General features: G+C 41.6%; 15 protein-coding genes and 1 pseudogene. 11 read left to right on the forward strand and 5 right to left on the reverse strand.

Annotated features, from left to right (window positions below):
• Positions 1 to 208 precede the first annotated feature (208 nt).
• From QUB20_RS26060 to QUB20_RS26085, 7 genes and pseudogenes are all read left to right on the forward strand, one after another.
• Positions 209 to 490 (forward strand): hypothetical protein, encoded by a 282-nt coding sequence (locus QUB20_RS26060; RefSeq protein ID WP_333082156.1) that lies wholly within the window; start codon positions 209 to 211, stop codon positions 488 to 490.
• A 323-nt stretch (positions 491 to 813) separates the two neighbouring features.
• Positions 814 to 1,641 carry a PHP domain-containing protein gene (locus QUB20_RS26065; RefSeq protein WP_333250654.1) on the forward strand — a complete coding sequence of 276 codons (828 nt, stop codon included), beginning with the start codon at positions 814 to 816 and terminating at the stop codon, positions 1,639 to 1,641.
• A gap of 197 nt (positions 1,642 to 1,838) precedes the next feature.
• Positions 1,839 to 2,048: a CsbD family protein gene (locus QUB20_RS26070; RefSeq protein ID WP_006632574.1), complete on the forward strand. Its 210-nt coding sequence runs from the start codon at positions 1,839 to 1,841 to the stop codon at positions 2,046 to 2,048.
• Between the two features lie 216 nt (positions 2,049 to 2,264).
• A pseudogene (locus QUB20_RS28790) lies at positions 2,265 to 2,626 on the forward strand (transposase family protein); the annotation flags it as partial.
• Between the two features lie 82 nt (positions 2,627 to 2,708).
• A complete protein-coding gene (locus QUB20_RS26075; protein WP_333055929.1) occupies positions 2,709 to 3,668 on the forward strand; it encodes a DUF362 domain-containing protein in 960 nt (319 codons plus the stop codon).
• 693 nt (positions 3,669 to 4,361) lie between these two features.
• Positions 4,362 to 5,621 (forward strand): glycosyltransferase, encoded by a 1,260-nt coding sequence (locus tag QUB20_RS26080; RefSeq protein ID WP_333055928.1) that lies wholly within the window; start codon positions 4,362 to 4,364, stop codon positions 5,619 to 5,621.
• An 851-nt stretch (positions 5,622 to 6,472) separates the two neighbouring features.
• Complete coding sequence (locus tag QUB20_RS26085; RefSeq protein WP_333055927.1) at positions 6,473 to 6,640, forward strand: hypothetical protein; 168 nt, start codon at positions 6,473 to 6,475, stop codon at positions 6,638 to 6,640.
• Positions 6,641 to 6,753: 113 nt separating this feature from the next.
• Here the strand turns inward: QUB20_RS26085 and QUB20_RS26090 are convergent, their stop codons facing one another.
• Both QUB20_RS26090 and QUB20_RS26095 read right to left on the reverse strand, forming a co-directional pair.
• Positions 6,754 to 8,856, reverse strand: a complete 2,103-nt coding sequence (locus tag QUB20_RS26090) for a M3 family metallopeptidase (protein WP_333250651.1) — start codon at positions 8,854 to 8,856, stop codon at positions 6,754 to 6,756.
• Between the two features lie 181 nt (positions 8,857 to 9,037).
• Positions 9,038 to 9,874, reverse strand: coding sequence for a hypothetical protein (locus tag QUB20_RS26095; RefSeq protein ID WP_333250649.1), 837 nt, complete (start codon positions 9,872 to 9,874; stop codon positions 9,038 to 9,040).
• A gap of 144 nt (positions 9,875 to 10,018) precedes the next feature.
• Here QUB20_RS26095 and QUB20_RS26100 point away from each other — a divergent pair, with 144 nt between their 5' ends.
• Positions 10,019 to 10,162: a hypothetical protein gene (locus tag QUB20_RS26100; RefSeq protein ID WP_333250647.1), complete on the forward strand. Its 144-nt coding sequence runs from the start codon at positions 10,019 to 10,021 to the stop codon at positions 10,160 to 10,162.
• Positions 10,163 to 10,323: 161 nt separating this feature from the next.
• On the forward strand, positions 10,324 to 10,458 hold the full coding sequence (locus QUB20_RS26105) for a hypothetical protein (RefSeq protein WP_333250645.1): 135 nt from the start codon (positions 10,324 to 10,326) through the stop codon (positions 10,456 to 10,458).
• Positions 10,459 to 10,669: 211 nt separating this feature from the next.
• On the opposite strand, the gene QUB20_RS26110 is transcribed toward QUB20_RS26105, so the two are convergent.
• On the reverse strand, positions 10,670 to 11,113 hold the full coding sequence (locus tag QUB20_RS26110; protein WP_333155625.1) for a hypothetical protein: 444 nt from the start codon (positions 11,111 to 11,113) through the stop codon (positions 10,670 to 10,672).
• Positions 11,094 to 11,570 (reverse strand): type II toxin-antitoxin system antitoxin SocA domain-containing protein, encoded by a 477-nt coding sequence (locus QUB20_RS26115; RefSeq protein WP_333155626.1) that lies wholly within the window; start codon positions 11,568 to 11,570, stop codon positions 11,094 to 11,096. Before QUB20_RS26115 ends, QUB20_RS26110 begins: the two co-directional genes overlap by 20 nt.
• 243 nt (positions 11,571 to 11,813) lie before the next feature.
• On the opposite strand from QUB20_RS26115, the gene QUB20_RS26120 reads away from it, so the two are divergent.
• Positions 11,814 to 11,948, forward strand: coding sequence for a hypothetical protein (locus QUB20_RS26120; RefSeq protein WP_333291759.1), 135 nt, complete (start codon positions 11,814 to 11,816; stop codon positions 11,946 to 11,948).
• Here QUB20_RS26120 and QUB20_RS26125 read toward each other — a convergent pair.
• Entirely contained in the window at positions 11,903 to 13,282 is a 1,380-nt protein-coding gene (locus QUB20_RS26125) for an ATP-binding protein (protein WP_333250643.1), read from the reverse strand. The genes QUB20_RS26120 and QUB20_RS26125 overlap by 46 nt on opposite strands.
• A 216-nt stretch (positions 13,283 to 13,498) precedes the next feature.
• Between QUB20_RS26125 and QUB20_RS26130 the strand changes: the two genes are divergently transcribed.
• Positions 13,499 to 15,541: an AIPR family protein gene (locus tag QUB20_RS26130; RefSeq protein ID WP_333250641.1), complete on the forward strand. Its 2,043-nt coding sequence runs from the start codon at positions 13,499 to 13,501 to the stop codon at positions 15,539 to 15,541.
• The last annotated feature ends 74 nt before the right edge of the window (positions 15,542 to 15,615 follow it).

Consider the following 15,615-nt stretch of genomic DNA (forward strand, 5'->3'; position numbering starts at 1 on the left):
AGAAATCAGTTCACTATCTTCTTACACTTTCATTCTTGAAGCTTTATTCTATGCAGCTTCATATTAAATTGGTATAACCGGACTTTCGTACCGACACCCTGGTTTGCTCAAAAGCTTTCCAACGAGCTTTCCAATCGTGGTGCGATCGCCAGTTTTGATTTATTGTTAATTTTGCGAAGTCCCGATCGACTGTTAGGGAAAAAAAATTATGCAAGCAACCAACCAAGAAGGAATTATTAATCTGACAATCCACTATACCAACGGCAAACAGCAACACTTCCAGTTCATTGCGCCAGAGGGAACAGTAGGAGAGCAAGCAACTTTAGGGACTCGCCTGCACAAAATGTTGACAGCAGACCCGATAATTCTCGAATTGGCAGATAAACTGGTAGTTATCCCTGTTCACAACATACAAAGTATTGAAATATCGCCGGTTCCTCCCAAATTGCCAGAGGGTGTGCTTTACCCAATGCGAGAAATCAAGAAATAGCTAAGCTGTTCTGCATCTAAATTAAACTGCAAAGGCGGGCTGAAACCCATGTCATGCCGAGTTTGAATAAGCATAAATGTGTACCCATTAAAGGCGCAAGAAGTTATTACAAATACAAATAACGATAAACATAAAAAAAATGTTGCTGGTTGTGAAACCAGTTACGAAAAAAAATGCAACAGTAGACAAGCTCCCAACCCTTATATTGTCACTCATGCCCAATCTAAAATCTAAAATCTAAAATCTAAAATAGTATGACGATATATGTGGCATGAGTGAGGGGAATAATTGCCGATTTCGCAGACTTTAACTTACCAGAAAAAATGCTAGAACTCCACTGTCACACAACTTATTCCGACGGCACTCTCACCCCTGCCGAACTCGTAGCCGCGGCCGTGTCTTCGGGGGTTCGCGCTTTGGCCGTCACCGATCACGATACGATGTCGGGTTGGGATGAAGCCTTCGCTGCTGCTGCTTTGCACGGTATTGAAATAGTCCCCGGACTCGAACTCAGTACAGTTCACAACGGCCGATCGCTGCACATTTTAGGTTTTTATCCTGATGCAAATAAGTTGCGAGTTCCTTTGAACGATCGCCTGGAAGGAAGGTTTCGTCGATCGCAGGAAATGGTCGAAAAATTAGCAGCAATGGGATACGCGATCGAACTGCCAAAAACATCGCCAGGAATGGCACCGGGAAGGCCTCACATTGCCTCTGCACTTGTAAAAGCCGGTCACGCCAAATCATCGCGGGAAGCATTCGATCGCTGGCTGGGAGATGACGGCCCGGCTTATGTGCATTACGAGAAATTCTCGATCGTCGAAGGCATTGATTTACTGAAGAGTTGCGGCGCAGTACCAGTTTGGGCTCACCCTTATTTATTTCGCGGCGGCGGTGTTGAAGAAGTTTTACAAGAATTAGTAGATGCGGGTTTAATGGGAGTTGAAGTATACCATCCCACCCACAGTTCTAGCCAAATCCAAAAGTTAAAAGATTTGTGTCTTCATTACGGTTTGCTGGCAACTGGTGGTAGCGATTATCACGGCCCAGATCCAGAAAGGAAAGCCGCAGATAGCACCCAATTGAATATGCTGCATTTGCCGTTAGAATTACTGGAACCGATTAAAGTTGCTGCGGCGAGTTTGAAATAGTTTTTGAGGACGAATTTTGCCGACTTATACAGTGGTCAAAAAAAATTCTTGGCTTTTTTAGTGACGAGTTTGCCGCAAGTAAATCATCAGCAGAAGACCGAGGTCAAGCAGAATATAAATTAATATGAAGTTAAAGGCAATTGCAGGTGAGTTAATTTTACAATGTTACTATAGCAACTTGCCAAACGGAGCTTATCATGAGTACAGAAGACAGAGCTAAGGCGATCGGCAAAAATTTAGAAGGCAAAGCTCAGGAAATTTTCGGCAATATCACGGGAAACAGAAAAGACCAGGTTGAAGGTAAAGCCAAACAAGCGGAAGCTGCTGCCCGCCACGCTGCAGAAGATGCTAAAAATGCGGTGAAAAATCTGGCAGATAAAGCCAAAAGGTCGATCGACAAATTGTAGAAACCGCGCTATACCCAATCCTGGCTAATAGAATTCGCTTCATATCAAATCCTTTGCTATCAAGGATTTGATATGATTTATTTTTGGAAGGTGCAAAAAAATGGGTGACTCCTGCGATATCTCCTCAAAAGCGCACTGGAGAAGTCCCTATTAGACCTCTTGCAAAAGATTTTTATGATATAATGAAAATGTTTGCTTTAGTTGATTGAATCCCAACTCCTCACTGCTTTTGGCTCGGAGCATTACCACGATTTTAATTTGACTAAAAAATAAAATTTATTTTCATGCCGAAACAAATAGCTTACAAGATAGTGGCTATCAAGGGATAAAGGATGAGCGCACCAATAGTTATCTCCCTAAAAATCAACCTAAAAAGGGGAAACTGTATCTTTGAGAAAAAGACTACAATAGAGTTTTAGCACAGGAGCGAATAGGGAATTGAACAGGTTAATCGAAGTCTCAAATTTTTTAAAATATTGTCGAGTCGTTATCAGAATGGTCGTCGCCGTTATGGTCTGCTTTGTAATTTGTTGTCAGCAATTTACAATTATGAGTTGGCTCTAGGGGATTCAATTTAACACCTGTGATGATAACATATATCTTTTTTGCAAGAGGTATATTATTCCAGATCGATAACCAATTACCAAGGAATTCATAATTATGTCTGCTGTTAGCTTAATTCAGGCCAATTCCTACGATCGCCAAATTTTACAAACATCTTTAGAAAGTTTGCTCGCACCCTTGGGCGGAATCTCGGCTTTTGTCAAATCGGGCGATCGGGTTTTACTCAAACCCAATCTCCTCACCGGTTCTCGCCCTACAAAAGAATGTGTCACCCGCCCAGAATTGGTTTACTGCGTCGCTAAAATGGTCATTGAGGCGGGAGGAAAACCCTTTTTAGGCGATAGTCCGGCTTTTGGTAGCGCGATGGGTGTGGCAAAAGCTAATGGTTATTTGCCTCTGTTGGAAGAACTGAATTTGCCAGTTGTTGAGTTTCAAGGAAAACGCTACGAAACAGTCAGCAAAGATTTCAATCATCTGCGAATTTGCAAAGAAGCAATGGAAGCGGATGTAGTGATTAATTTGCCCAAACTCAAATCTCACGTTCAATTAACGGTGACAATGGGCGTGAAAAATTTGTTCGGCTGCGTTCCCGGCAAAATGAAGGCTTGGTGGCACATGGAAGCTGGCAAAGATAGCGCCAGATTCGGTGAAATGCTGGTAGAAACTGCTCGGGCAATTAACCCAAATTTGACGATTTTGGATGGAATTATCGGTCACGAAGGTAACGGGCCAAGTGGCGGCGAACCTAAGTTTTTGGGAATTTTGGCCGCCTCTGATGATGTGTTTGCTTTGGACAGAACTTTAGTGGAAATTATTAATGCCGATCCGGAGGCGGTTCCCACTGTAGCTGCGGCGATGAGATTGGGGCTTTGCTCGAATTTAGAGGCGATTGATTTTCCGCTTTTGCAGCCGGAAAATCTCAAGGTTTTGGATTGGAAGTTGCCCGAAAGCATGATGGCGATCGACTTTGGTATGCCCCGCGTGGTGAAGTCGGCTTTCAAGCACCTTTATATCCGGTTTATAAAAGAAAAGTTCAGCATCAAGGCTTCGCATTAGCGAAGACAGAAGGGGTAAAAATTTTTTTTACTCCTTCTACTTCGCCAGGGTAATTGTCAAAAAATATTATTATATTACAAGATATATATTTATGTAAAGTTTATAATAAATTTGTTATAAATCTATGGTTTCATTACGTAGACCTGCTTAAACCGCATAATGTAACACCATGTAAACAGGTTTAAGTCAGCCATTAGAGAGCATTTGGAGACTTTGCCCTCGTTTACCTAGGGGCGTTTTTTCCCATCGACTTACTTAAAGCATTGAGATCGCCGTATTCGCAACTCGCGCTCATTCTTGCTAGTTAGATGATTTTACTTAAGTAAAAATACTTAGAACAGCCATTGCTTTAACCAAATTCACCCTAAAATTGCACTTTTCTTTATAATTTACCCCTAAACTATAAAGATTTAGTAAAGCTCGGAAAAGATTATTGACACTTATACGTAGATCGCAGATGATTGCTACATATCAAACAGACCTCCCATTAAATAATAAAGGTCTAATCCAGTTGCTGAATCAATCTTAAGTATTAGATATCTCCGAAACCGAGTCTGAAATGCTTCTCGTATCAGGCGGCGAAATTAAAATTCGGTAAATGTCTGTTATATTGATAAACAGCCCTTGCCAAGAACAGCAAAGATTCACTACCGCATCAACCGTAAAAACTTACAATCAGGGAGTCCCTAACCTATGCTTACTAACAACAATCTGACTATCGTACAGCCACTCAAAGTAAAGCTTTTGCCAAACGGTGAAGTTTTACTCACCCGCAAATTGATTGAAGCAGTTGGTGAGTTAGCCGAGTATTGGTCGGGATCTATTACGGTGATGATGGAAGAAACGAAAAAAGACAACGACCAGATAGATTCAAAAATATTCAAACTTGATGAATTGCCATTCAAACTGGAAATAATTTCTTTTGACAAAATCACCCCAGCTTTACTACATCAGCATCAGAGTTCGCTGGTATTGGCAGCCCCGGAATACAGACAGAACCATATCAGTAAAGTGTGTAAAATAGCGGGAGTACCGTGTATTTACGTTTCCGAATACAGTCTGAAAACTCGCAAACAAATCGTGAATGTGAGTACGAGCAATCCCTTGCTCCGTTTGCGAAGAATTATTTGGACTTACATTCAGGAATATAAGCAGCGCAAGGCAATCGCAATGGCAGATGGATTGCAGTGCAACGGCACCCCTACTTACCAAGAATACAAGCATATCAATCGCAATCCACAGTTTTTCTTTGACACGCGGATTAGCGAGGATATGTTAGCAACAGAAGCTGATATTGAACGGCGCACTGAAAACCGCTCTCCAGATATGCCTCTGCGGCTAGTATTCTCAGGTCGCCTAATTAAGATGAAAGGAGCAGATCATTTACTTGAGGTCGCTAAAGAACTCAAACAACTGAAGGTGAAATTTGAAATGTTCATCAGTGGTATTGGTGAATTAGAAGAGATGATGCACCAGCAAATAGCGGCCAATCAACTTAATGATTGTGTAAAAATGCTTGGAGTGCCTGACTTTAAAACAGATTTCTTCCCCTTTGTGAAGAACAATATTGATTTGTTTGTTTGCTGTCACCGGCAGGGCGATCCTTCTTGTACTTACATAGAAACTATGGCTGCTGGCGTGCCGATTGTTGGCTATGCTAACGAAGCATTCGAGGGAATTGCAGAAATGTCGGAGACGGGATGGGTTGTGCCAATGAATCAGCCTAAACAGATGGCGAAGAAAATTGCAGAACTCAGCCACAACCGGGAAGAAATTAAATCGATGTCGTTCAAGTCCCTCAAGTTTGCTCAACAGCACACATTTGAGAAGACTTTTCAAGCTCGCGTAAAACATATGCACGCTATTGCCTACTCAACGCGGCCTAATCCAGTCACCGAAAGTCAAGTATGTGATGCTCCCGATATGGTTTTGGCGTACAGTCAACTGCCTTAAGAATCCTTCTGCCTATGATTGAGACAGGTTTCATTAAGGTAGCCACGGAAATCGGAGGTTTTGTAAAGGCAATGGTTGAGGCGAGCGATCGTCATTAGATTTAGATGTTTTTCTCAAACTTAATAGCATCCAACTCGACTGGGCGATCGCACTTGTTCCATAGGTTATCAAGTATTCTTTAGTGGGTTACATTTTCTTGGCAACTATCAGATCCCACAGCAACTATAAACAATGGAGCGACCAACTCATTTTCCTTTCCACCGGAACTGGCAAAACTAACAGGGGTTTTAAGTAGGTAGGCGGGATTAAACCGAATACTGTAACAGTATGTAAATAGGCTTAAGTTAGCCAGTAGAGATCATTTAGACATTTTACATCGTTTACATAGTGGCGTTTTAAAGCGCCGACTTATAAGCTGTTGCGGCCTTTAAATTGTAGGTCAAAAAAAATCAAAGTCTTGTGGGATGGGCGTCCTGCCCGCCCTGAATATACAATTTAAATGCGCGACTGCTTACCAATTTCCTAAAGTCCTGCTACAGAGATATCCTATCAAATAAATTTCCATCCCCTCAAAGAAGCAATAACTTCCAACGTCAACTTATTTAACTATTTTTTCTCCGCTGCTCTCAACTCTTCTATTTGGTCAAATCTCAACCATTTCAATGTTTTTTTACGTAGCCCGACAGTCATTCTATGGGGTTTACTTCCGGACTGTATGGGGGTTGAAACAGCAGGGTAAGCTCATCTAATTTGGGATAAATTGTACTTGACTTTAAGGGCAAGATATAAAGGATCATCGTGTCAAGAGTGGTTCTTTTGAACTCATTTGAGATACAGCATATTCCATGTAGATGTGGTACACACAAGAAGAGCGATCGCCTGCTGTTTGGTGCGGATACACCCGTCAATCTGTAAGTTTTATCGACCTTTTAAATAGAACTTGCAGATTGATGGGTGTATCCGCACCTTATTTACTACAAGATAGTGTGTACTACATATACATGGAATATGCTGTATAAACACCCTAAACATACAGGATATGCCCAAATCTTCTTCAACAAAAAAACAGGGATTAATGCAAAGAAATTCACCCGCATTAATCCCCAATTATTCCAGATTAGATTAAGCCAGATTAAGCAGCAACTAAACCGCTGTGTCTCAACAAAGCTTTAGTGCTCGGTTCGCGTCCCCGGAAAGTTTTAAACACTTCCATCGGGTGCAAACTGCCGCCCAATCCTAATACTGTATCTCGGAAGCGCTTACCTGTAGAGGCGATCGCACTTTCATCTTCCAAACCCGCTTCCTCAAACGCCGCAAAAGCATCAGCGCTGAGCACTTCAGCCCATTTGTAACTGTAATATCCCGCCGCATAGCCGCCCGCAAAAATATGTCCGAAAGCGCACAAAAATGCGTCTTCTTCCAGAGGAGGCAAAACAGTCGTAGTTTTAGCGATACGGTTGCGGACATCGGCCACAGTTTCGCTGCCGCCCGATCGATAGCGGTGGTGCAATTCAATATCAACGCTGCTAAAATGTACTTGCCTGAGCATGACGGTGCCACTCATGTAGTGGCGCGCTGCTAGCAGTTTTTGGTAGTAGTGTTCCGGCAAAGTTTCCCCGGTTTCGTAATGCTTTGCCATCCCGAGCAAAGTCGCGCGATCGTAACACCAATTTTCCATAAATTGACTGGGCAATTCCACCGCATCCCACTCAACATTATTGATGCCAGAAGCCCCCGGATAGTCTACCGTTGTCAGCATATGCTGCAAACCGTGACCGAATTCGTGAAACAAAGTTTCGACTTCCAAGAAAGTCATTAAACTCGGTTTGCCGTCAACCGGAGGACTTTGGTTGCACACCAAATAAGCCACCGGCAACCGCGTGGTTGTTTTTCCTGCTTCGACAAATTTAGCGCGCACCACGCACTCGTCCATCCAAGCACCGCCGCGCTTTTCTTCGGGGCGGCTGTAGGGGTCTAAATAGAAATTGGCGATCGTATTTCCTGCTTCATCATCTATTTGGAAATAGCGCACATCTTTGTGCCACACAGGAGTTTGACCGTCCGCCGCAGTTACTGTCACGCCAAATAGCCGCTTTACTAATCCAAATAACCCCTCTAATACCTGTGGCAAAGCAAAATAAGGTCGCAATTCTTCGGCACTAAAAGCAAACTTTTCTTCCCGGCGCCGTTCCGACCAAAAACCTACATCCCAGTGCTTTAAATCGCCAGATTCCGCCGCGCCTTTTTCGGCAGCAAAAGCTTTCAATTCTTCTAAATCTTTGACAGCAGCATCATAACTAGCCTGACGCAATTCTTCTAACAAAGCTTCCACTGCTGTAACGTCGGGAGCCATTTTGCTCGCCAGACTCAATTCGGCATAACTACTAAACCCCAGCAAAGCAGCTTTTTCCTGGCGCAAAGCTAAAATGCGATCGGTTAACGGCCAGTTATTCAATTCTCCGCTACTTGCTCTGCCGATAAAAGCTTTGTACAACTTTTCGCGCAAGTCGCCGCGGGTGCTGTGCTGCATGAAAGGGCCGTAACTCGGAAAGTCTAAAGTAATCCGCCAAGGGCCGTTTTCGGCATCCGCATTTTCTTCGCCAGCGCTGCGAGCGGCTTGAGCGGCTAAACTCAACAAACTCGGCGGCAAACCGTCAATTTCATCTTTGTTTGTGAGGGTGATGCTGAATGCTTTGGTAGCGTCGAGGACGTGATTAGAAAATTGGGTAGTAATTTCGGCCAATTCTAATTGAATGGCATTAAAACGCTCTTTTTGCTCGCCTTCTAAACCGACGCCGGAGAGTTGGGCGTCTCGGAGAGCGGCTTCGACAATTCGCTTTTGAGCTGACTCTAACCTGTCCCAATTTTCGCTAGCCCGCAGTGCTTTAAAAGCTTCATAAAGCGGTTTGCTTTGACTGAGCTTGCTCCAAAATTTTACTACTTCCGGCTGCACTGTTTCGTGAGCCGATCGCAGTTCCGGGCTATTTTTCACGCCCATCAAATGTCCGACAATGCTCCAGCTCCAATTTAAACGCTCTCCGAGTCGCTGCAATGGTTCTACTAAGCCGCTCCAAGTCGGCTCTACAGAGGCTTCTAAGGCAGCTAGCGAGGCTTCTAGTTCGGTCAGCAGTTGGGTGATGGCGGGGACTACGTGTTGTGGTTCGATCGCGTCAAAGGTCGGCAATCCTTGACCGATTAGTAACGGGTTATCAGCAATAGTTACGGTTGCAGTCATTTAATTTTCTTGTAACAGGTTGAAAACAGTTGAACTAGACAGATTAGCTTTTAATCTTTTAACACAGTTGTCGAAAAAGTAGGACTCGATCGGGCGTGAGTCGGAGAGTCGGAGAGTGTCGAGCGTGTCCGAGGGCAAAAGTATTCCTTCTGACTGATGACTAATGACTGCTGACTAATGACTACTGACGGTTCTCTGGTGTGTGCTGCAACTCCTTGACAACTGAGATTAAGCGCTTGAGGTGAGGTTTGACAACTTCTTGCTGCTCGTGTTCCAAACGGTGGATTTGAGCTTGGACAATCGACAAATCCGCACTCGATTGGTGTGCGGGAGCTTGCAGTTGGCTTTGCAAATTGGCCATGACTTTCTGGATTTCCAAAAATCTAGTATTTACTACTTCCCAGTCGTCTCTGGTGATAGAAGTTTCTGCCAAGCCTTGCGTCGCACTTTGCAGTTGCTCTATAGCCTGTTCCACAGCTTGGAGATTCGCCCGTTGGCCAACCGATAAATCTTGCACTTGTTCGCTCACCTGCTGGCGGACATCGAGCACAGCAGAGGCCACGATTTCTTGCAAAGAAGCTACCGACTCTCCTAAACTCAGCAACTGCCGCTGAATATCGATAGAATCCTCAACAGCCTCATGCCTAGGTAGTGCAGCCATTTGCTGGCGCAGCGCTGCAATATCTGCAGACAACTGCTTGCGTAATTTAACAATTACCGTCACGGCCGTTTTTTCGACTTTATTGACAGACTTTTGGACTTGGGCCATTTCCGAATTTTGATGCACCCGCACTTGCTGCTCGAACCGATACCGGTTAGCAACATTCAGCGACAAAGCCAAAGTTAGGGGAGCAACCCCGTAAAAAGCTTGACCCGACACTGCCACCGCCAGGGAACCCACACCAGAGGCCGCCAGAGAGGCGTACTCTGCCAGCTCCAGCCAGTGCCTTTGAGGAAAACTTGGTCTCAAGTGGTTTGCAACAGAGGGTTTTGGCTTCCGCACGGCTCTTTGGGTCATAGTATTTGCTCGTTGTGGGTAAGGTTGCGAGACTGGGTGGAGCATCGATTTCTATCCTTTTTTCAGTTATATGTTTTAGATTATTTCTTGGCACTCTTCTATTTTTACCTTTGTGAGTAAGTTAAGGATGACTGCCATATTATTATGTATTTGGGAGCCTGTGGCGATCGCGCCCAATTCCGGCTGTTAAAAGGTTCGCCCCCACGCGCCCTCTATTTTACAGGAGTTAGCGCGATCGGGTTCGGGCGATCGACTTCGGGCTGTCCGGGCTCACCGAAAAATGCCTAAGACTATTTTAGATTTTAGATTTTAGATTAAAAGTTAAAAAATGCGACCTACTCAGGGCGATCGTCGTTTGGAGGTTGTCGGGAGTTGCATTTTTGTTCGCCCATTGGTATAATCTACTCTTTCTCAATTGCCCCTCTCAAATTTACTGCAAAAATTGACCAATGAACTCAGAAAAACCCGGAATTGGCGATCGGCTAAAGTCTATTTTCAGTATCGCCATCTTTATCATTCTCGTACTAGGAGTAGGCTTTTTAAGCGTTAATTTTATTTCAGCTCTCTATGCAAAACTTTCTTAAAATTAGGACTTACGCATGGGGTTCAGAAACCGGGTTTTTTGCGAGAATATTTTGTCGCAGCCACAGATTCGATGAAAAACCCGGTTTCTTTGGCTTTGATGCGTAAGTCCTGAAAATGACTGATGAGTAACGCTCTTTTTTTAGATTTCAAACTTCGCCGAAGTTGTCGGGAATCTGGAATATTGTGTTTTTTTCAAAATTTATTATAATTTCAACTATAAAGATTGTGGTCTGGATCTAGCCAGACAATATAAAAAACATTTTCACTAAAAAAGCCATGCACCCTGCCGTATTCATTAGCAGATATTTGAAACTGGTAGGGAACATTTATTAGGATATCTTCATTGGGAATGCCAAAGCCATTAGGTTCAGTAGTATTTTTCCAAACTATGCTATGACAGCGCAGACTTTTACTCTGATTATTGATAACCTCTTGAGCATTCAATTGTGACAAATCGCGCAGCCGTCTCAGTAGAGACGCTAGATACTTAGCGTCTCTACCACCAATTGAAAACTTATCTTTATCATCCTGGTAATACCTGAAAGAAAAACTAATTCCTTCGGGAATTTGGATATTGACAACCTCTCTCTTTGGTGAAGATGGTTGACTACGAATCTCTGTATCTTGTCTTTTTTTATGCTTCTTCGATGACACGGGTTTTGTAAAATTTTCTCATTGATTCCTTCGTAATAATAGCATGAGAAGGTTCATCTTTTGGCAACTCACCTCTAGCATTAATCCAAGGATCTTCACGGCGCACCATCAATTCTAACTCATAGGCATCCCGAAAGAGGTAATCGTCAGCTAACTCGTCTAAAAACTCTTGTACTTCTTCGGGAAATTCTGGTTTTTCGACTTCTTTCAGAATTGGCTTCCAGTCAAATTGTTCTTTGTATTCGTAAAATAAAGCCGGGATAGTCGGCCCGTGCACCCAAGCTTCAAAATCTTCATCAAACAGCGGTGTATCCTCAAATGCTAAATACCATGCTTGGGCGTAGTACAATAGTTTTTGTAGCTTGTGGTTGCTGAGATAGGAGCCTACATCATTCGCGAACCAGATGTAGTAATCAGCGAGTTTTGAGGCTGTTGTGACTGTAGTTATTGTGGTCATATAACTCGACTCAATAAGTTTTGTATTCTATGATAGCACAGTCACCACTCTTTATGATGGGGCGGTTGAAACCGCTTCTTGTCACACAAAGTCTGCCTCCGCAGACTAAGAAATAAAGGAGGTATTTAAGCCGGATTGGGTATAACTGAAATCTTACCCTCTGTCAAAAATTTGTTGGGGCGGGTTCACCAACAATAATTGCCTAAAACCCACAATCTCGCACCATTCTCAAGAACGGGCAAGATGCCCGTTCCACAAAAGATGAATTTTATTGTGGAACAGGCATCTTGCCTGTTCCTAAAATATTTATCGAGAATGGTGCCATATCTCCGTTACAACCCTTTAATATACTGCTTCAGTACAGGTGGCAAAGTGTAAAGACTTTCCTGTTTTTCGATCAAGCAGCGCCGCGATAGAGATTGCAATGCGTTTAGCAAATCGGATGATGATATTTGTGCATTTTGTAGCAAGTTGGCAAAGTTGACTGGCTGGTTTTTTGTCGCCAACAATGACATGACTTGTTTTTCTAGTTCGGAAGTGCGATCGTACTGCTGGTGTAAAACATCTTTCAAATCTTCGGGTAACAATATGGTATCATCTATTAATAAGTCATTCGCGCCGATACCCAACTCTTGAATCAAAGTCGCCACGCTTTTTAACCATAACGGATTGCCTTGGTAGCGGTGAATGAGTGCTTCGCAGTTATCAATTTCTGTTAATCCTTTATCTCTGAGGATTTCCCGTGCGGCTGCGGTATCTAAGCCAGTGAGTTGTAAAGTCCGAATGGGAGTATTTTCGCTTGTGAGTTGAGGCACTTCTTTCGGCGGTTCCCAACCGATTAGCAGAAAGCAACTTTGATGGGATAATTTTTCTATTTGTTTGAATAGGGAGCGATATTCTTCGTATTTTGGTTTATACTTTCCTGCGAATTCGCCGCTAGAAAAAAGGTTGTGAACGTCATCCAAGACTACTAAACAGCGATGGTTTTGCAAATACTTAATCAGCGGTAAGGGTTTCTGGTTTGTTGGGGATGAATCTGGGTTTTCTGACTGGGAAAAAAGCTGTGTTAGGTTAGATTGAAATTTATCGATGGTGGGAAATTCGTCTAGTGTGTACCAAACTGCGTACTCAAACTCGTTTTTGATTTGTTGTACGAGTTGTACTGCTAGGGATGTTTTGCCGATGCCGCTGATACCGGTGAGGGTGAGGAGGCGGCAGTTTTGTTGTAGAATCCAGGTTGTGAGGGTTTGGAGTTCGGGGGTGCGATCGTAGAAATTACCCAACTCCGGCATTTCGCTTAAATCTTGATGTAGAGTTTTAATTGGTTTTGAATTAGATGTTTCCTGATTTGGTGGGTGTAAGTTTGGTATATCTGGCGGGTATTTAGCTTCTCCACAAAAATTAATATTCCTAATTTGTACAGAGTCTTGTGCCACATTTGATGAGAATAAAGAGACTTGCAACCTCTCCATTGCCGATCGAACATTCGTTTTATTAACATCTTCTCCCAACTCTTCTGAAAGTATCTGCCATAATTGCGATCCAACTTGCCTAAGATAACTCTCGTTAAAGTGAATATCCTCGGCAATTTTGGTATATTTCTCACCTTGCATGGTTCCTCGCAGAATTGCCTCTTGTAAGTTATCGAGGTGTTGACCAGTTTTGGCAAATACCATCTCGTCAGCCATTTGTAACACTTCCTTAAGATTCATGCAGTATCGTGGATGTTGTGATTTTCCGTATTGTACCTAACATTTTATAACTTTTTCTAACTATTCCTGGCATTTCCCAACATTTTAACACAGAGCGCAGTGGATTAGCCAACAAAATTGCTAACAAATTGGGTATTTTTAGAGCTGACAGAGCTTTAGTTTTTTGATAATATTTTATTTTAGAATACTTAAACTCAAATAAAAACACTATCAATTATGGATATTATTCTTCAATCGTTTTTCAATGACTTTAAAAATAATTTTGAATTAAATACTGTTGAATCAGATCCTGCCACAAACGGTGCTGCTTTTGAGAAATTTGTTAATTATGTTCTGTTTAGTCTTGATTATCCTGATATTTTTACGGCAGATGCTGAATTACTAGATTTTGTTTGTGTTGGTGCAGGCTATGATACAGGTATAGATGGAATAGGAATTAAGGTTAACGATAGATTAGTTAAAAGCATTGATGAGATTAGTGACATTGCACAGGAAAGTAAAAGAATCAATATTGAATTTTTATTCATTCAATCGAAAATGCGATCGGAATTTGATGTTACAGTCTTGAATAAACTTGGAACTGGAGTAAAAGTCTTTTTTTCAGATGATCCCTATCTACCTCAGAACTCTAGAATTAAAGAATTTCGGGAAATTAAGGATTTTATCTATTCTAACGAGGAAGTAATTAGAAAACTTGATAAAATCCCAAGTCTTATTCTTTATTATGTTAGTACAGCAAGATCGGAACCAACAGATGAGAATTTTTTAGGCTCTAAAAAATTCCTAATAAAGGAACTTAAAAACCTAGAAAAAGAAAACTTTGAAACTGTTGAAGTAAAAATTGTTGGAGGAGATCGGCTCAAGAATTTCTGTCGAGAGTTAAAAAATCAGTTTGACGTTCAAATGAATGTCATTGATATTTTTCCAATGATCGTAGACAGTAAAACAGATGTCAAAAGAGCAGATGCTTTTACTTGTGAAGCGTCAGAGTTCTTGAAAATTCTCACAAAAGAAGATGGTTCACTGCGTCGCTCTCTATTTAATGACAACGTTCGTGACTATTTAGGAGATAATAAGACTGTCAATAGTGAAATCGAAACTACAATCAACGAAAATCCCGAAATGTTTTTGCTTTGCAACAATGGAGTTACGATTGTATGCACAGAATTTCAAAATCCTCGGGGTAAGCTAGTAAAAATTACTAATCCTCAAATTGTTAACGGTTGCCAAACAAGTAACTCCTTATTTAACCAAAGAGAGAACCCAAGGATTGAGAAAGTCAAACTTCTTATCCGACTGATATCTACCGAAAATCCCGAAATTTCAAATAAAATTGTTAGAGGAACTAATAAACAAAATCAGGTTTTGGAAGAAGCTTTTGAAACGACGCGATCTTTTCATAAAGAAAAATTAGAGCCTTTTTTTCTTGCATTTGAAAACGATGTAAAACTTTATTATGAAAGACGGTCTAAACAATATAGCAACGATCCTCACATCAAAAAGGATCAAATTGTAAACTTAAGAACTTTGACTCAGGTATTTGTTAGTGTTTTTCTTGATTCTCCTCATGATGGACACAGACATGAATCAACACTCTTGAGAGAATATGTGGGACAAAAAGAACCAAGAAAAATTTTTGTAGAAGATCATAGTCCATATCCTTACTATGTCTCGGCTCTTATTTGGTATAGGTTTGAGAAATACTTTAGAAATGGGGAAAAAGATCAAACATCTAAAGAAATATATAAAACATATAAAGCTCATCTTTATTTAATTTTTAGGATGACCATAGGAGAATTTCCTCCAAAGCTCACAAAACAAAAATCTATAGAGGATTACTGTAAAAAACTCATTGAGATTTTACAAGAAGATAAATTTACGGAAAGATTAGAAAAAGTTTGGGAAATATTTTACATAACTCAAAAATCATGGGTTGGGCAAGGAAAAAGCCGTTACGGAATGAAAGATCGCGAGGAATTTACTGACTTGCTACTTAGAGTGGCTCGTGAGAAGTTTATTCAAACTCCAGTCGTAGAACAAGAAGAAGATGAAGATAACATAATTTACGAAGGAACTATTCTGAAAATTATACACAAAGATGATGGATCTTGGTTTGGTTTCATAAAACACGTAAATCGAGATGAGGATGAAGATAATGTATATTTTGACAATCGTAGCTATAAAGGAAATATAAGATATCTATCTCCTAATACTACTTATGTCCGGTTTGAAAGAGGAAGGAATCAGAGAGGGTATTAAGCTGTTCAGCATCTAAAACGCATATTGTATGGTATAATATGATAATTTTCCGATCAAGTCAATGCCTACTAAAA

The organism is Microcoleus sp. B4-C2 (assembly GCF_036705265.1).
Taxonomy (GTDB): Bacteria; Cyanobacteriota; Cyanobacteriia; order Cyanobacteriales; family Microcoleaceae; genus Microcoleus.